Source organism: Micromonospora sp. RL09-050-HVF-A (assembly GCF_019374995.1).
In the GTDB taxonomy this organism is placed as follows: domain Bacteria; phylum Actinomycetota; class Actinomycetes; order Mycobacteriales; family Micromonosporaceae; genus Micromonospora; species Micromonospora antibiotica.
Genome location: NZ_JAGKQP010000002.1, coordinates 3,564,717 through 3,582,271 on the forward strand (window position 1 = coordinate 3,564,717; position 17,555 = coordinate 3,582,271).

General features: G+C 71.4%; 13 protein-coding genes and 2 pseudogenes. 4 read left to right on the forward strand and 11 right to left on the reverse strand.

Features of this window, described 5'->3' with window-relative positions; translation table 11 throughout:
- Window positions 1-108 precede the first annotated feature (108 nt).
- The 8 genes from J7462_RS15390 to J7462_RS15425 form a co-directional block, all read right to left on the reverse strand.
- Window positions 109-1,122: an ABC transporter ATP-binding protein gene (locus J7462_RS15390; RefSeq protein ID WP_219464675.1), complete on the reverse strand. Its 1,014-nt coding sequence runs from the start codon at window positions 1,120-1,122 to the stop codon at window positions 109-111.
- Window positions 1,115-2,143 carry an ABC transporter ATP-binding protein gene (locus tag J7462_RS15395; protein WP_219470369.1) on the reverse strand — a complete coding sequence of 343 codons (1,029 nt, stop codon included), beginning with the start codon at window positions 2,141-2,143 and terminating at the stop codon, window positions 1,115-1,117. Before J7462_RS15395 ends, J7462_RS15390 begins: the two co-directional genes overlap by 8 nt.
- 26 nt (window positions 2,144-2,169) lie before the next feature.
- On the reverse strand, window positions 2,170-3,141 hold the full coding sequence (locus J7462_RS15400; protein WP_219464677.1) for an ABC transporter permease: 972 nt from the start codon (window positions 3,139-3,141) through the stop codon (window positions 2,170-2,172).
- 75 nt (window positions 3,142-3,216) lie between these two features.
- Window positions 3,217-4,143 carry an ABC transporter permease gene (locus tag J7462_RS15405; RefSeq protein ID WP_219464678.1) on the reverse strand — a complete coding sequence of 309 codons (927 nt, stop codon included), beginning with the start codon at window positions 4,141-4,143 and terminating at the stop codon, window positions 3,217-3,219.
- A 155-nt stretch (window positions 4,144-4,298) separates the two neighbouring features.
- Window positions 4,299-5,942, reverse strand: a complete 1,644-nt coding sequence (locus J7462_RS15410) for an ABC transporter substrate-binding protein (protein WP_219464679.1) — start codon at window positions 5,940-5,942, stop codon at window positions 4,299-4,301.
- A gap of 729 nt (window positions 5,943-6,671) precedes the next feature.
- Window positions 6,672-7,865, reverse strand: a complete 1,194-nt coding sequence (locus J7462_RS15415) for a thioester domain-containing protein (protein WP_255597737.1) — start codon at window positions 7,863-7,865, stop codon at window positions 6,672-6,674.
- A gap of 168 nt (window positions 7,866-8,033) precedes the next feature.
- A complete protein-coding gene (locus J7462_RS15420) occupies window positions 8,034-8,720 on the reverse strand; it encodes a response regulator transcription factor (RefSeq protein ID WP_208567972.1) in 687 nt (228 codons plus the stop codon).
- Window position 8,721: 1 nt separating this feature from the next.
- Window positions 8,722-9,987, reverse strand: coding sequence for an ATP-binding protein (locus tag J7462_RS15425; RefSeq protein ID WP_219464680.1), 1,266 nt, complete (start codon window positions 9,985-9,987; stop codon window positions 8,722-8,724).
- Window positions 9,988-10,155: 168 nt separating this feature from the next.
- On the opposite strand from J7462_RS15425, the pseudogene J7462_RS15430 reads away from it, so the two are divergent.
- The 3 genes and pseudogenes from J7462_RS15430 to J7462_RS15440 all read left to right on the forward strand — a co-directional run bounded on the left by J7462_RS15430 (window position 10,156) and on the right by J7462_RS15440 (window position 13,551).
- Window positions 10,156-11,752, forward strand: a pseudogene (locus J7462_RS15430) (PspC domain-containing protein).
- Window positions 11,749-11,985 (forward strand): annotated as a pseudogene (locus J7462_RS33315) (hypothetical protein); the annotation flags it as partial. The pseudogenes J7462_RS15430 and J7462_RS33315, both read left to right, overlap by 4 nt.
- A 318-nt stretch (window positions 11,986-12,303) precedes the next feature.
- Complete coding sequence (locus tag J7462_RS15440; protein ID WP_219464681.1) at window positions 12,304-13,551, forward strand: phosphatidylserine decarboxylase; 1,248 nt, start codon at window positions 12,304-12,306, stop codon at window positions 13,549-13,551.
- Window positions 13,552-13,615: 64 nt separating this feature from the next.
- Here J7462_RS15440 and J7462_RS15445 read toward each other — a convergent pair whose 3' ends face one another.
- From J7462_RS15445 to J7462_RS15455, 3 genes are all read right to left on the reverse strand, one after another.
- Window positions 13,616-14,545, reverse strand: coding sequence for a phosphatidylcholine/phosphatidylserine synthase (locus tag J7462_RS15445; RefSeq protein WP_208567968.1), 930 nt, complete (start codon window positions 14,543-14,545; stop codon window positions 13,616-13,618).
- Window positions 14,546-14,893: 348 nt separating this feature from the next.
- The gene (locus J7462_RS15450) at window positions 14,894-15,913 is read right to left on the reverse strand and encodes an NUDIX hydrolase (protein WP_219464682.1); all 1,020 of its coding nucleotides are present in this window, start codon (window positions 15,911-15,913) and stop codon (window positions 14,894-14,896) included.
- Between the two features lie 111 nt (window positions 15,914-16,024).
- Window positions 16,025-16,975, reverse strand: coding sequence for an NUDIX hydrolase (locus J7462_RS15455; protein WP_219464683.1), 951 nt, complete (start codon window positions 16,973-16,975; stop codon window positions 16,025-16,027).
- Between the two features lie 144 nt (window positions 16,976-17,119).
- Here J7462_RS15455 and J7462_RS15460 point away from each other — a divergent pair, with 144 nt between their 5' ends.
- Window positions 17,120-17,548, forward strand: coding sequence for a PspC domain-containing protein (locus J7462_RS15460; protein ID WP_219464684.1), 429 nt, complete (start codon window positions 17,120-17,122; stop codon window positions 17,546-17,548).
- Window positions 17,549-17,555 lie beyond the last annotated feature (7 nt).

A 17,555-nucleotide genomic window follows, 5' to 3' on the forward strand; every position in this document is an offset into this window, starting at 1 on the left:
AGGGCGGACCGCCCGGGTGTTGGGGGGTGGAGCTGCCGGACCACGGGCCGGCAACGACGAACCGCCTGCCGCCGTCGGGGTGACGGTGGCAGGCGGCCCGGGTGTGGCTCACGCGTCGTGCGTGGCGACGATCTCCCGCTTCTCGGCGAAGTGGCAGGCGCTCGGGTGGTCCGAGCCGGGGCGGATCTCCAGCAGCGGCGGCTGCTCGGCGCAGAGGTCCTGCGCCTTCCAGCACCGGGTGCGGAACCGGCAGCCCGACGGCGGGCTGATCGGCGACGGGACGTCACCGGTGAGCCGGATGATCGCCTTGTTCTCCCGCAGCGTCGGGTCCGGCACCGGCACCGCCGACAGCAGCGCCTGGGTGTACGGGTGGGTCGGCCGCTCGTAGATCTCGTCCTCGGTGCCGATCTCCACGATCTTGCCGAGGTACATCACCGCGACCCGGTCCGACAGGTGCCGGACCACCGACAGGTCGTGCGCGATGAACACGTACGACAGGCCCAGCTCGTTCTGGAGCTTCTCCAGCAGGTTCATCACCTGGGCCTGGATCGAGACGTCCAGGGCGGAGACCGGCTCGTCGCAGACAATCACCTCGGGGCGCAGGGCGAGCGCCCGGGCGATGCCGATGCGTTGCCGCTGACCGCCGGAGAACTGGTGCGGGTACCGGTTGATGTGCTCCGGGTTGAGGCCGACCAGGTCGAGCAGTTCCTTGACCTTGTCCCGGCGGCTGCCCCGCGGCGCGACCTCCGAGTGGATCTCGAACGGCTCACCGATCAGGTCACCGACGGTCATCCGCGGGTTCAGCGAGGTGTACGGGTCCTGCATCACCAGCTGGATCTGCCGGCGCAGCCGCCGCAGCGCGCCACCGGAGAGCTTGGCGATGTCCTGGCCCTTGTAGTGCACCGTGCCGGCGGTGGGCTTCTCCAGGTTCATCAGGACCCGGCTCAGCGTCGACTTGCCGCAGCCCGACTCGCCGACCACGCCCAGCGTCTCGCCGGCCTTGAGGTCGAACGAGACGCCGTCGACGGCCTTGACCTGGCCGATGGTCTTCTTGAACACGACGCCCCGGGTGACCGGGTAGTGCTTGACCAGGTCACGAACTTCGATGATGTTGTCAGTCACGGTTCACCAGCTCCTCGGCGAAGTGGCAGGCGCTGGCCCGACCGGTGCCGATCTGCAACAGCGGGGGGATGGTCTCCCGGCACACCGGCTGCGCCATGGGGCAGCGCGGGTTGAACGGGCAGCCCGGCGGGATGTTCATCAGGTTCGGCGGGAGGCCCTTGATGGTGCGGAGCTGCTGCCCCTTCTCGTCCAGCCGGGGGATCGAGTTGAGCAGGCCGAGCGTGTACGGGTGCGCCGGCTTGGCGTACAGGTCGTAGACGTCGGCTTCCTCGACGATCCGGCCGGCGTACATGACCGCGATCCGGTCCGCGACGTCGGCGACCACGCCGAGGTCGTGGGTGATCAGGATCATGCCCATCCGGCGTTCCCGCTGGAGTTCGCCGAGCAGGTCCATGATCTGGGCCTGCACGGTCACGTCCAGCGCGGTGGTCGGCTCGTCGGCGATCAGCACCTCGGGGTCGAGCGCCAGCGACATCGCGATCATCGCGCGCTGTCGCATACCCCCGGAGAACTGGTGCGGGTAGTTGCTGAACCGGCCCTTGGCGTTCGGGATCTTGACCTGGTCGAGCATCTCGATCGCGCGCTTCTTGGCGTCGGAACGGCTCATCCCGCGCCGGACCCGGAACTGCTCGGCGATCTGGAACCCGACGGTGAAGACCGGGTTCAGGGCGGAGAGCGAGTCCTGGAAGATCATCGCGATGCCCTCGCCACGGATGCGGCGACGTTCCTCGGCGGACATGGTGAGCATGTCCTTGCCGTGGAAGCGGACCTGACCGCCGGTGACGAAGCCGGGCGGCATGTCCAGGATGCCCATGATGGTCTGCGCGGTGACGCTCTTACCGGAGCCGGACTCGCCGAGCACGGCGAGGGTCTCCCCCGCGTCGACGTGGTACGTCACTCCGTTGATGACCTTGGCGACGCCGTCCCGGGTGCGGAACTCCACCCGCAGGTCGTCGACCTCGAGCAGCCGGCCGGAGGGGCGACCGGATCCGTCGGCGCCGGGCGCGGACTGCTCGGACACGAGAATGTCGGACAACTCAGTCTCCCCTATCGGAGCTTCGGGTCGAGGGCCTCGCGGACCGCCTCGCCGAGCATGACGAAGCTCAGCACGGCGGTGACGAGGAACGCGGAGGGGAAGAAGAGCAGGAAGGGCGAGACCCGGAGGTAGTTCTGCGCTTCATTGATCATGATGCCCCAGGAGACCACCGGGCTCTGCAGGCCGATACCCAGGAAGGACAGGGTGGCCTCGGCGCCGATGAAGGAGCCGATCATGATCGTCCCGTAGACCAGCAGCGGCGCCAGGCAGTTCGGCAGCAGGTGCTTGAAGATGATCCGGCCGGTGCTGGCACCCATCGCGCGGGCCGCCACGATGTAGTCGGCCTCCTTGGTGGCAAGCACCGAGGAGCGCATCAGCCGCATCACCACCGGCCAGCTCAGCAGCACCAGCGAGCCGATCACCAGGAACTTGATCTCCCACTCGCCGTTGTTGGCGCCGGCGCCGTTGAACGTGGTGAGGATGACGATCGCGCCGAGCACGAACGGCAGGCCGAAGAAGATGTCGGTGATCCGGGAGAGCAGGCCGTCGACCCAGCCGCCCTTGTAGCCCGCGATGATGCCGACCGCCCCGCCGATCAGCAGGGTGCCGATCGTGGAGAGCAGCGAGACCACGATCGAGGCGTTGGCGCCGTAGATCACCCGGGCGTAGACGTCCCGCCCGAGCACGTCGTAGCCGAACCACGCGTCGCCGGAGGGCTCGAGCCGGCTGCGGGAGAGCGCGGTGGCGTCCGGGTCACCGGAGGTGAACAGCGACGGGAAGGCCGACATCACCACGAACAGCACGATGAAGATGGCGGAGATCCAGAACAGCGGCTTGCGGCGCAGGTCGATCCAGGCGTCGCCGAGCAGGCTGCGCGGCTTCTCCTTCTTGCCCGCCGGGCCGACGGTGGCCGGGGAGCTTGCCTCGGTCAACTGCTCGGGACGGGGCGTGCTCACGATCGAAGCGGCACTCGGGTCGCTCATGCCTGCACCTCGCTGCGCTCGACGCCGGCCTGGTTGCCCGCGCACACTGCAATGACGATTCGTTCGCTGCTGCGCTCACTCATAGCGGATCCTCGGGTCCAGTGCGGCGTAGAGCAGGTCCACCAGCAGATTCATCACCAGGTAGACGAGCACCAGCACGACCACGATGGAGACAACGGTAGCGCTCTCCTTGGTGACGATCGCCCGCAGCACGGTGCGGCCGATGCCGTTGATGCCGAAGATGCCCTCGGTGATGATCGCGCCACCCATCAGGGCGCCGAGGTCGGTGCCGAGCAGGGTCACCACCGGGATCAGCGAGTTGCGCAGCAGGTGGATACCGACCACCCGGCGCATCGGCAGCCCCTTGGCGATCGCGGTACGCACGTAGTCGGCCCGGCGGTTCTCCGCGATGCTGGTGCGTGACACCCGGGCGATGTACGCCATCGACGCGCTACCCAGCACGAAGCCCGGTAGGAGCAGTTCGGTGATCCGCATCTCGTTGGAGACGGTCGGCTTGACGATGCCGAGCTTCACACCGAAGAACCACTGGAGCACGAAGCCGACCACGAAGACCGGCAGCGCGATCAGGAAGAGCGTGGAGACGAGGACCAGGTTGTCCAGGTAGCCGTTGCGGCGCAGGCCGGTGAGTACACCGGCGGTGAGACCGATGACACCCTCGATGACCAGGGCCACCAGGGCCAGCTTGAGGGTGTTCGGGTACGCGGTGGCGATGATCTCGCCGACGTCGCGCCCCGACCAGGTGGTCCCGAAGTCGCCTTGCAGGAGGTTCTTCATGTAGGTGGCGTACTGCACGAACCAGGGCTGATCCAGCTGGAACTTCTCGGTCATCATGGCCCGGTAGTTGTCCGGGCAGCCACGGTCACCGCACTTGCCGGCGAACGGGTCCCCGGGGACCTTCCACACCAGCAGGTAGATCATCAGCGTCGTCCCGATGAAGACCGGGACGAGTTGGAGCAGCCGTCTCACCAGATAACGGCCCATGGGGTGGTCCTCCTGACAAGGGGTGTGCCGGGGGCGGGGGTGCGGCCGACACGGGTGGCGACAACGTGGCGAGGGGTGGGGTGCACGCACTCGCGGAACGGCCCCGGGTCGGGCTCACCGGTAGGCGAGCCCGACCCGGGGTCAGACCGAACGGATCAGAGCTCGACGGAGGTGATGTCGAGCTCGCCGACGTTGGTCAGCTCCATCTTCTTGATCTTCTCGGAGTGACCGGACTGCTGGCCACCGAAGTAGATCGGCATCGACGGAACGTCCTGGTCGATCTTCTCGACCGCCTTGGCGAACAGCTCGTGCGAGGCCTCCAGGCTCGGGGCGGAGCTGGCCTGCTTGGACAGGGCGTCCACCTCGGGGTTGCTGTAGAGGCCGTCGTTCGAGGAGCCACCGGTCACGTAGAGCGGGTTGACCCAGTTCTCCACGTCCGGGTAGTCCTGCTGCCAACCGGCACGGTAGGCACCGTCCATCTTGTGGGCGTTGATGTTCTGCCGGAAGACCGCGAAGGTCGGCACACCGACGGCGACCGCGTCGATACCCAGGGTGTTCTTGATCTGCCCGGCGACGGCCTCCATCCAGTCCTTGTGGCTGGCATCGGCGTTGTAGTACATCTTCAGCTGCCCAGTGAAGCCACCGGCCTCGGCCAGCAGGGCCTTGGCCTCGTCCGGCTTGAACTGGCAGGCGGTGCAGTTGCCCGGCTTGGCACCCGGGGTCAGCGGGTTGGCCCAGCTGTCGGCCGGCTTGCGGTTACCGAAGAAGATCTTGTCGGTGATCTCCTGCCGGTTGACCGACAGCGAGATCGCCTTGCGCAGCTTCGGGTTCTGGAAGCGCTTGTCGTAGATCGGGAACGCGATGATGCCGGTGGACGGCGTGGTCGACGGGATCGCCCGGTCGGCCAGGTCGGCCTTCCACTTGTCGCCGGCCAGCGAGGAGACCGGAACCTGCTGCTGGAAGTCCAGGTTGTTGGAGACCAGGTCGTTGTAGGCCGCCGTGTCGTCCTGGTAGATCTTGACGTTGACGTCCTTGATCTTCATCTTGTCGCGCAGGTTGTAGTCGTCGAACCGCGTCAGCTTGATCGCGACGTTGTTCTCCCACGAGACGAAGCTGACCGGGCCGTTGCCGATCGGCTTCTTGCCGAATGCCTCGGCGCCCTGCGAGAAGAAGGCGTCCGGCAGCGGCATGAAGGTGCTGTAGCCGAGCTTGGTCGGGAACACGGCGGTCGGCGCGGCGAGCGTGACCTCGAAGTTCCAGTCGTCGACGACCTTGAGGCCGGACATCTCCTTGGCCTTGGGCTCGGGCGCCTTCTTCGGGCCGTCACCGTCCGGGTCGGAGGTGTTGACGTCCTCGAAGCCGGCGATGTCGGCGAAGAAGCTGGCGTTCTGCGCGCCGTTCGGCGAGTACGCGCCCCAGTTCCAGGCGTCCACGAAGTTCTTGGCCTTGACGACGGTGCCGTCGTGGAACTTCGTGTTCTGCTTGATCTTGATCTTGTAGACCTTGGAGTCGGTCGTCTCGATCGACTCGGCCAGCGCGTTCTGCGGCGCACCACCGTTGTTGGGGTACTCGACCAGACCAGTCCAGAGCCAGTCGATGATCTTGCCGCCACCGGTCTCGGTGGTGTTCGCCGGAACCAGGGGGTTCTCCGGCTCGGTGCCGTCGACGACGATGGCCCCGTCCGAGCTGCTGGCGCCGCTGCTGCCTTCGTCGTCGTTACCGCTGGAGCAGCCGGACGCGATGAGCGCGAACGCCGCACCCATCGCAATGGCGCCGCTCGCCCGCTTCGAGACTCTCATTCCGAGGGGCCTCCTCTTTCTAACCTGGTTCCGTCGTGGGTTTCACGCACGTTGGGGGGTGACACCGCACGGCGATCATGTGTTGCAGATCACCGGTTACCGCAGAGAAATCGGGACACCCCAGGGGTACCGATCCGCCGGGCCACCACACCCCCGTACTCGGCTCCCGGGCAGGCTCGACGACCACGATCCGTGCCGGAGGCAGCGGCGACGTGGTCGGCCGGGACACACGGGTGCCTCACATCAGGGGTGAGGTGCTGCCACTGTGACACCCACCGGCCCATTACGTGAAGGTGCCGTTATCAAGCCGTTAGTTGCCTGCCGTGTTGCCGATACTTGAGAAAAGATCATGAGATGCCCTGGTCGTACCGCTCTGAGCAGGAAAGACAGCAAGTCCGCTCGACCGGGTGGTGACCCCCGGGTCAGCAGTGTGAGCTTTACCGCCGTCCGGTTGGCGTGCTCCGACCTCCACCGGGCGTCACCGCATTCTGCCCGTCCGGCTGAGGGCGGCTTCGGCCAGCCGGAGCACAGTCCCAGCCAGCCGGCCGAAGACAGTCGACACACCTGCACCGCAGCTGACTGCCGGCCGCCGCGACGCCCCACCCCGCCGACGACCGGCCCTCCGCCACACCGCCCCCACGCCACCGGGTCTCGGAGCCCCCGCAGGGGTGACCGGTGAAACAGCCGGCCCCGGCACCGTCGGGTGCCGGGGCCGCAGGGAGCCGTACGTCAGACGGTGAAGTGGACCTTGCGACGACGGACCAGCAGCACGGCCACCGCGCCGAAGGCCAGCAACGCCAGCCCCGCCAGGGCGGCCAGCGCGACCGGCGAACCGGTCAACGGCAGCCCGCCACCGTTGCTGGCGGGCGAGGTCGACGGTGCCGGGCTGGCCGGCGACGAGGACTCGACCGGGGTGGCCGACGGCGACGGCGACCCGGCCGAGGGGGACGGCGACGGCGACGGCGACCCGGACGGGGTGGCCGACGGCGACGGAGAGGCGGGGGCGGCGGCGAAACTCGCTGCCGCGTCGGCGTTCACCGAGGTGCCGGTGCTGCCACCCAGGATCAGCTTCTGCTTGGCGTTCTTGCCGCCGGAGAAGAGGAAGACCCGACCGAAGGAGACCGAGTCCGGCGCGGAGACCGTCACGGTGACCCGACCGGCGGCGGTTGCGGTCAGCCAGAACCGGCCACCGTTGGTGGTCGTACCGACCGGACGCCCCTCGGCGTCGACGGCACGGCCACCCTCGACCTTCAGCGCGATCTCCCCCGCCGGCCCGTGCACCGTGAACGGCCCGGCCCGCCCGCCGGTGGTCGCGGTGGCCGACGCCGGGTCCAGGCTCAGCTCGGCCTTCGGCTCCGGCTGGTCGGTGGCGTTGCGCACCAGGTAGTCGTGTACCCGGCGGATCACGTCGTACTCGGCGGCGGCGGTCAGCCCCCGCTCCCAGTCGCCCAGGGTGATGCCGTCACTGAAGTGCCAGACGGCCGTCTGGGTGCCGAAGTAGAGCAGCGTGTCACGCCGGGAGTCGGGCAGCCCGGCGGGCAGGGTGGCCCCGGCGGCGGCGAGCAGCTTCGCCCGGTCGGCGTTGGGGTAGCCGTGGGTGAGCACCCACTGCACCCGACCGAGGTTCTTCACCTCCGACTCGCCCCAGGTGCCCTCGGCGTACTCGCCGTCACGGGCCACCGGGGTGTGGAAGTCGATGCAGAAGACCGGCACGGTGCCGTCCTTCAACTCCAGGGCCAGCGCCGAGGTCTTCTGCGCCCGACCGTCCAGCTTCAGCGTGACGCCGGTACCCGGCACCGCCCGCGCCACGCCCTTCGTCGCCGGCTCGGCGGCGGCCGGACCGGCTGCGGCGAGCACCAGCGCGCCACCGGTGACGAGCGCCGTGGCGATACCCGCCCAGCGTCGTCCTCGTTGTCCGAACATCAGTTCCGTGCACCTCTCCCCAGGGGTGGGCCCGCTCCCGGCGGGCCGGTGTGCGTCGCCCCCGGGCGGGGTCGTGACACCACCCGCACGCGCGAAGGCGACGGGGCATTATGCGACACGAATTGATCTCTTGTCAGCCCTGGGGCGATGCTCCCGGAATGGGAGGTCTCAGACGAGTCGTCGGTCCGCCGCCCAGCGGGACAACTCGTACCGGTTGGACATCTGGAGCTTGCGCAGCACGTTCGACACGTGCGTCTCGACCGTCTTGATCGAGATGAACAGCTCCTTGGCGATCTCCTTGTACGCGTACCCCCGGGCGAGTAGGCGCAGCACCTCGCGCTCGCGGTTGGTGAGCTGGTCCAGCTCGGGGTCGGCGACCGGGGCGTCCGGCCGGGCCGCGAAGGCGTCCAGCACGAACCCGGCCAGCCGGGGGCTGAACACGGCGTCCCCGTCGGCCACCCGGCGGATCGCGTCGGTCAGCTCGTCCGGGGAGATGGTCTTGGTCACGTAGCCCCGGGCACCCGCCCGGATCAGCCCGATCACGTCCTCGGCGGCGTCGGACACGCTCAGCGCCAGGAACTTCACCTGCGGGTGGCTACGGCGCATCGCCTCCAGCACCGCCCGACCCCCACCGTCGGGCATGTGCACGTCGAGCAGCACCACTTCCGGCCCGGTCGCGGCGATCCGGGCGACCGCCTCGGCCACCGTGCTCGCCTCCCCGACCACCTCGACGTGTGCGCCCAGCTCGGCCCGGACCCCGGCCCGGAACATGGCGTGGTCGTCGACCAGGAAGACCCGCAACCGCTCCACCCGGGTCGGGGCGTCCGAACCCGGTTCCATCGACTGCTCCGCCATCTCAGCTGTCCCTTTCCGCCGTGGAGCCGGTGCCGGTGATCGGCAGCATCAACCGGACCTCCGTCCCCTCCCCGGGCTCGGAACGGATCTCCGCCCGGCCACCGTGCCGCTTCATCCGCCCGATGATCGACCCTCGGACGCCGTGCCGGTGATCCTCCACCGTATCCGGGTCGAATCCCTTGCCCCGGTCCCGGACGAAGACGCTCACCTGCTCCGGCTCGACCTCGGCGTAGAGCGACACCGTCTGCACCCCGGCATGGCGGGCCGCGTTGACCAGCGCCTCCCGGGCCGCCGCCACCAGCGCCCCGACCCGTTCGTCGGTCTCCCGGTCACCCACCACCACCGCCTCGACGGTGATCGCGAAGGTGTCCTCCACCTCGGCGGCGGCCTGTTCGAGCGCTGCCGCGAACCGTTCGGTCGGCGAGGCGGTCGGCTTGTAGAGCCAGTTGCGCAACGACCGCTCCTGGCCCCGGGCGAGCCGCTGCACCGTCTTGACGTCGCTGGCGTTGCGCTGGATCAGGGCCAGGGTGTGCAGCACCTGGTCGTGCACCATGGCGGCCAGTTCGGCACGCTCCTGCTCGCGGATGCGCCCCTCCCGCTCCGAGCGGAGCTGGTTCCACGTACGCCACAGCACCGGGGCGGCCACCACCCCGACGCCGACCAGCCCGACCAACGCGAAGATCACCCCGTTGACCACCGCGTCGAGGTTCTGCACCGGCGAGTAGACCGCCGCCACACCGATGATGCCCACGGCGACCAGTACCGCGCCCCCGGCGAAGCGGAGCACGAAGGCCCGCCGGTCGCTCTCCTCCACCACCGCGCCGAGCCACGGCACCGGCATCGACCCGCTCCACTGCCGGCGGCGCTCCGGCGCGGACTGGTGCCAGATCACCCCGGCACCGACCGCGATGATCGCCACCAGCCAACCGGCGGTGCCCGCCGCGCCGACCGAGTCGAAGACCAGCACCTGGACCAGCAGCACACCGAGGCCGATCGCCACGAACGGCAGCAACTGCCCGGGGTCCCGCCGGGGCGGGGTCGCGGTGTCACCCGGCCGCAGCGGCACCACCGCCCAGAACGCCGCGTACAGCAGCAGCCCCAGTCCGCTGAGCCCGAGCAGCACCATGAAGGCGACGCGTACCCGCAGCACCGAGATGCCGAGATGGTCGGCGATGCCGGCGGCCACACCGGCGGCCAGCCGGTGCTCGGGCGCCCGGTAGAGGCGCGGCGGCGGGGTCACGACGCTGATCGGAGGCTCCCAGGTCACGGTGGGTGGCGGACGGACACCCCGGAGTGCGGTGCCGCTCCGATCGTCACACGGGGGAGACGGTGCCGACCACGGGGACGCCCCGGACATCCGCCCACCGGGATCTCAGGGTGGGGTCAGGGTCGGTTCCGGAGGCGACTCGGCCCGGCGACGCCGCAGGATCGAGTCATGACCGAGGACCCTGCCCCGCCGCCGTACCCTCAGGTGGCCGCACCGGGTGGTATGCCGCCGCCCGGCTCCGCCGCCGGGCCGCCCCCGGCGCCCACGTCGCCCACGGGGGGCGACGACGCGCCGAACCCGCCCGGGGGGTATCCCCCGCCGTCCGGAGGTGCCAGCTTCACCTCACGGTACGGCCTGGTCCGGCCCCGTGACGGCCGCTACCTGGCCGGGGTCTGCGCGGCCATCGGCCGGGCCACCAACACCGACCCGGTGCTGTGGCGGGTGCTCCTCGCGGTGCTCGGGTTCTTCGGCGGGGTCGGCATCCTGGTCTACGTGGCCGCCTGGCTGATCATCCCGGGTGAGGGGGACAGCGCCTCGCCGCTGGAGTCGATGCTGGGTCGGGGCCGGTCGAGCATGTCCCCGATCACCGTGATCCTGCTGACCATCACGGTCGCGGTGGGCTTCGGTTACATCGTCACCGACGCGTTCCGGGCGGTGCTGCTGGGCGCGGCCATCCTCATCGGTGGTGCGCTGCTGCTCAACCGGGAGAGCCGCCCCGGCGTGCCGGCCGCCGCCGGTCCACAGCCCGGCCCGGCCGCCCCGCCCGGACCGGTCCCCCGGTCGGCTGGCCGGCCCCCTTCGCCCCGGTGGCGCCCGCCCCGCCGGCATCCCCGTTCCCGTCGGATCGTGGCGGGCAACCCGCGGGGTGGCCGGCGGCCCGCACCGGCGAACCGGCCGGCTGGCCGGCGCAGACCCGTACCGCACCGCTACCGGCCTGGCCACCGGCCGCGCCGATGGAGCTGGCGGCGACCCGGGCGGAGGCACCGGCCTGGCCGCCCCGGCCACCGCTGACCGGTGTGCCCGCCACCGCGCCGGTGACCGTCCCACCCACCGGTACGGGCTACCGGCCGCCGTTCGCGCCCCACGGCCCGTACGCCGGGGCCCTCCCCCACCGCCGCCGCCCGCACCCCGGGTCAAACCGCCGAAGAAACCGAAGGAACGGTCGGCGCTGGGTGCCGCGACCTTCTCGCTGATCTTCCTGGCCCTCGGCGTGGTCGCCATCCTGGACCTGCTGGACGTCTTCCCGATCGGCGCCGCCGGCTACTTCGCGGCGGTGCTCGCCACCATCGGGTTCGGGCTGCTGGTCGGCACCTGGTTCGGCCGGGCCCGCTGGCTGATCGCCCTCGGCCTGGTCGCCGCCGCCGCTCTCGGTGTCGCCACGGTCGCCGAGTCCTACGACCGGGTTCGGGGTGTCGACGGGGCGGTCACCTGGGCCCCGACCAGTTACCAGGAGCTGGCCGACCGCTACGAGAACAGCTTCGGTGACGCGACCCTGGACCTGCGTGCGGTGGACTTCGACAAGCGGGACACCGACCTGACCGTGGTGGTCAACTTCGGGGAGGCCACCATCGTGGTGCCGCCGAACGTGGACGTCACGGCCGTGACGAACGTCAAGGCCGGGGAGGCCACCGTCTTCGGGAAGAGCAGCTCCGGGTTGGACGGGCAGGGACGCCAGGTCACCGATCTGGGGCTGGACGGGGCCGGCGGCGGCACGCTGCGGCTCACCGTCCACGTCAACGCGGGCAATCTGGAGGTGATCCGGTGAAGGGCCATCGCACCGATCTGGTGTCGTTCGTCTTCGGGCTGCTCTTCGTCGGGCTCTCCCTCTGGTGGCTGCTCGCCCAGATCCTCGGGCTGGCCCTGCCCGCGGTGGGCTGGTTCCTGGCCGGCGCGCTGGTGCTCATCGGAGTGCTCGGGCTGGTCGGGGCGGTGCGCTCGGCCCGCACCCCGGACCGCCTGGTCCCGCCGGCCGACGGCGAGCCGGGCCGACAGCACGGCTCGGACCACCGACCCGAGCACGAACCGGCGGCCCGGTCCGACGACCAGGACGCTTCTCGGCGGCCGTCCGGCGACCTGGTGGACCCCCCGGTCACCGGCCCACCCGGGGCGCCCAGCTGACCGCACCGGTGCGGGCGGCGTCCGACGGCTCGTATGCTGGCCGGGGAGATCCCGCCTCCGCCGGCACGCGCCACGTCGTCGGGCTCCGCCGGTGCCTGCGCACCAGGTGCCCCGGCACCGGCCCGGATGCGCCTCGTCCGGGCGTCCGAGGCGGTCCCGCCGCGACGTCCGTCTCTACCCGTCAGGAGTCCGCCCGACATGACCCAGTTCCCCGCCGTGCGCCCCTCCGGTCCATCCGGTCCGGTCCGCATCGGCGAGCGTGCCGCCCGTACCCTCGTCGCCGAACTCGCCCGACGCAACGACCCGAAGGCAGCCCTGCTGGTGGGTGCGGCCCCCGGGGCCGCGGCCCTCGCCGCGGCGATCGACGCGCTGCTGCCGGGCGACACGTTGACCGTCGTGCCGGCCGCGACGACCGACGCCGCCACGCTGCGTGAGCACGTGACGGTCCAGGGCCGTTGGGTCGCCGACCGGGTCCGGGTGGTCGACTCCCTCGCCGAGGCGGACGCCGCCGAGCTGGTCATCGCCGCCGAGCCGTTCACCGGCACCGACGAGGAGACCCGCGACGTCGTCGACGGGCTCACCAAGTACCTGACCGACGGCGCGGTGCTCAGCGTCGCCGCACCGGTGTTCCGCACCGACGGGGCCGCCGCCGAACTGGACCGGATCGGGGTGCTGCACGGCGTCCGCACCGACCTGGTGCTGCGTAACTCCCCGCCGGTACGGGTGCACCACCTGCGGTTCACCCCGGCCGCCGCCGCCTCGGCCGCCCAACTGGCCCCGGCGTACCGGCCGTCGAGCGTGCCGCTGACCCGGGGCATGCACATCGACTCGAACGGGGTCACCGCGGCCGGCATCGCGCTCGGCCTGGCCGCCGTCGCCCGGGTCGTCCGGCCGAAGTCGAAGCTGTGGCTGGTGCCGGCACTGGCCGCCGCCCCGGTGGCCGCGTTCTTCCGGGACCCGCAGCGGGACGTGCCGGAGGACCCGTCCGCGGTGGTCGCCGCCGCCGACGGTCAGGTGCTGTCGGTGCAGCGGCTGCACGACGAACGGTTCGGCGACGGTGAGTGGCTGCGGATCGCGGTCTTCCTGTCGGTGCTGGACGTGCACGTCAACCGCTCCCCCGTGGCGGGCAAGGTGGTCGACTACTTCGTCGCCGACGGCGGCTTCGTCAACGCCATGAAGCCGGACGCCGAGCACAACGTCGCCGCCTACACGGTGCTGGACACCGCGCACGGCACGGTGGTGGTGGCGCAGCGGACCGGGCTGATCGCCCGCCGGATCGTGCAGCGGGCACCGGTGGGGGCGCTGCTGGCCCGGGGGGAGCGGTTCGGGCTGATCCGTTTCGGCTCCCGTACCGACGTCTACCTGCCGGCCGACGCCGCCACCCCGCTGGTCGGCCCCGGCGACAAGGTGGTCGGCGGTTCCTCGGTCATCGCCCGCTGGAGCTGAGTCGACACGAACGCGAACAGGGGCGCCGCGGTCGCGGCGCCCCTGTCGTGTAGCTGCGGACGGGTCAGGCGGTGCGGCGCTGGTGCAGCCAGAGCAGCGGACCGCTGACCAGGTAGCCCACCACCACGAGGGCGAAGGTGAGCCGGATGTCGACAAGCGCGCCGACGGCCGGGGCCAGCCACAGCCACGGCGGCAGTTTCACCAGCCGGGCCAGCTTGGCGTACGGGAAGCTGGAGACCATCGCGAAGGCCAGCAGCGCCACCCCGCCGATCTGCACGCTCGCCGGCAGCGGCAGCCCGATGGCCACGGTGAGGGCGAGCACCGCCGCCGCCATCGTGGTGGGCACACCGCAGAAGAACCGGCCGTCCTTGGGCGAGACGTTGAACCGGGCGAGCCGGATCGCGGCGCAGGACGCGACGAGGGCGGCCGCGACCGCCGCGGCGGCGGTGGGGGCCGATCCGGCCAGTGCGGCGTAGACCACCACCGGGGCGGCGAGGCCGAACGAGCACATGTCGGCCAGCGAGTCCATCTGGGCACCGAACGGGCTGGCCACGCCGAACTTGCGGGCGAGCGCGCCGTCGAGGCCGTCGAAGATGACGCAGGCGATCAGCAGGAGTGCTGCGATCCGGGTCTGGCCGTTCATGGCGACGAAGATGGCGTTGATGCCGAGCACCAGGCTGGCCAGGGTGCAGGCGTTGACCAGCGCGAACTTCATCCGGCGGGCGGGGGTACGCGCGCCGGGGAGCAGCGGGATCGCCATCGCGGGCGACTCGTCGACCGGCGCGGCGGGGCTGAGGGCCGGGCTGACCGGGGCGACCGCCGCGATCTCGGCACGGTCGAGGGTGACCCCGCGACGGTCGAAACCGTAACGGCGACGCTGCCGGTCGACGCGGTGCTCGGGAAGAACCAGGTCGGTGCCGTTGAGCTGGTCGCCATCCCGGCGACCCACCCGGACCAGCAGCACCTGGCGGGCGAATGTGCTGCTGCGGCGCAACCGGCCCGCCCAGCGACGCCCTGCGGGGCGCGGACTGTCAGTCGTACGACGCCGGCGCCATGGGGCTCTCGGCACGTTTTCCTCCATCACCGGATCGGCTGGCCGCCCGTGTGGGCGGGTGTCCGGCTGTCTCGTGCCGGACCGCTCTTGGCCCGGCAGCCGTTCGAGCGGAGTACACCATTGCACAGCGGCGTGGTGGTTGGCGATAGCTGCCGGCGGTACTGGTAACTACTCTTAACCGCGCAAACCGCTCGCTTATTCCCATCTCGGGCTTCATCGCCCGTTTTCTTCGCCAACCGCAGTGCCGACTTTACCGGAGCACCCCACAGTCGGCTCGTCGAGCGACCGTCATCCGACCGTCCGCCCGGTGGCCAACTCCGCGACGTCGGTCATCGCCAGGCCGCTGAGCTGGGCAGACGTGAACCAGGCGGCGGCCTGCGTCGATCCGCCGGCCGCCTCGGTGACCACTGGATCGGTGGGCTCGTCGACCAGCACCCGATAGATCACCCGCACTCCGTGCCAGTCCAACGGACGCCCTTCCGGGCCCAGCGCGACCGGATTGTGCAGATTGTCGGCCAGCATCAGCCGGTCGATCCGGCCCCGCTGACCCGACTCCTCCACCAACTCCCGTAACAGACCGTCAACCGGTTGCTCACCGTGATCGGTGCCGCCACCGGGCAGGTGCCACAGACCGGCACCCGGATAGCCGGGCGCGATCATCGTGAGCAGCACCCGTCCGTCGGGGTCGGTGACCAGCCCGTACGCGGCGAACCGCTGCCGTCGGTCAGCAGTGGGCTCCACCCCGGCGGACGTTACTTCCGCCGACCCCGCCTCTTCCGCCGACTCCGACCCGGCCGGTGAATCCGACGGGGCTGGCCCGGTCGGCGGTCCGGCGGCGGGCGGAGGTGGTGGCGGTCCAGGCGGTCCGGCGGCGGGCCGGGCGGGCAGGCCGAACAGTTCGGCGGTGAACGGCATCAGCGGCAGCGTGGCGGCCTGCTGCGGAGTGCACCAGGCCAGTTCGGCGGGACCGTCGGCGGTCGTTTGGTCACCGTGCGACGGCTGACCATCGAGGACCGTGACGTGGAACACCAACCGGTCGGTGTGCACCGGCACCTCGACCGCGCCGAGGCGGCGGGTGGACAGATCGGCGACGGCGGCGCGCAACCCGCCGACGGCGACGCCCAGCCCGGTCTCCCCGGTGAACCGGCGGACCACCGTGTCGGCCGGATGCTCCGCGTGCGCCACACCCCCACCGGGCAGCCGCCAGAGCCCCGGTGCCGGATCGGCTGCGGCCCCGCGCACCAGCAGCACCCGGCCGGTGTCGTCCGCACACCAGCCGTACGCCGCGATCCGTCGTCGCTCCTGCACGTGTACTCCCCCGCCCGCGTTCCGCCCCGTCGATCATGAGGCTAGCGGTCGCCCGAGCGGGGTGGGTGCCGTCGCACCGGCCTGTCCGGCCGGTGCGACGGGCGCAGCCGGTCAGGCGGTGAGGCGGGCGGCCTGGACCGCCTCGGCGGTGACCTCGGTGAGCCGGTCGGTGGGCAGGGCGCCCAACTCCTCGCGGCCGAACCAGCGGGCCTCGCAGGTGGAGCCGCCCACGTCGGTGACGGTGGGCGGGGCGGGCTGGTCGACCATCACCCGGTAGAAGGCCCGCACGCCGTGCCAGTCGATCGGGTAGCCCTCCGGGCCGAGCGAGGCGGCGTCGCGGTGGCTGGCCACCCCGAGCAGCTCGACCAGTCGCCCCGTCTGCCCGGTCTCCTCGACCAGTTCCCGGATCAGCGCCGCGCCCGGCTGCTCGCCGTAGTCGGTGCCGCCGCCGGGCAGGTGCCAACAGCCCGCGCCCGGGTAGCCGTCGGAGACCCGGGTGAGCAGCACCCGACCCGCCGGGTCGGTGGCCACCGCGTACGCGGCGAAGCGCTGCGCCCGGTGCAGCCCGTCCGGGCCGGGGACGGCGTAGAAGGAGGGGAACTCGGGGGCCTCGTCGGGGACCACGTCGGCGGAGGACGCCGGCAGCCCGAGGGCACGGGCGGTGAAGGCCCGCAGCGGCAGCTCCCGTGCCTCGTCGAGGGTGTACCAACGGGCCAGGTCGGTCGAGCGGTCGACCCGGTCGGTGAGGGTGCCGCCGCGCACCGACACCTGGTAGATCAGGCGGTCGGTGTGGATGGTGATGCGGCGCTCGGGCAGCGCGCGCATGTCGGCCAGCACGTCCGCCAGGCCGGCGACGGCGACCGAGAGACCGGTCTCGGCGGCGGTCTCCCGGACGACGGTGTGGTTCGGGTCCTCGCCGTGGTCGACCGCCCCGCCGGGCAGGGACCATACGCCGGGGGTGCCGGAGCGCTCCGATGCGCGGACCAGTAACACTCGGCCGACTGAATCAGCACAGACTGCATATGCCGCGATCCTGCGGAGCGGCTCCAGCAAGGTGGTCACGGGGCCAAATTCTCCCCGGGTCGCGTTACCAGTGCGGAAAAGAGTCGGATTCCTGACTCAGGGCTGGCCTCTCGGGGATCGATCAGGGTAGGGATCGGGGCAGTCACCGAGGTCGTCGGGGTGGTCGGCGCGGACCGTGGAGACATGACTTCGACGAGCACCCCTCACGCCCCGTACAAGCAGCTCCGCCGGCCGACCACCGACCGGATGGTGGCCGGCGTCGCCAGCGGTCTCGGCCGCTACTTCGCCGTCGACCCCACCCTGGTCCGGGTGTTGTTCGCGGTGGCGACCCTGGTCACCGGCGGTCTGGCCGCGCTGGCGTACCCGGTCATGTGGTTCCTGATGCCCGAGGAGCCGGCCGGCGCACCGGCCTGGCCGCACCCGACGGACCCGGCGGCGCAGCCGGCGACGACGGCTCCGACCACCTGGCCGCAGCCGACGGCCCCGACCACCGGACCCCAGCCGGGCGGGCCGACCACCTGGCCGCAGCGGGACGGTCCGACCGCCGGGCCTCAGCCGGGCGGGCCGGCGGTCGGGCCGCAGCCGCCGACGACCCCGCCGACGGCCGGCTGAGCCCGGC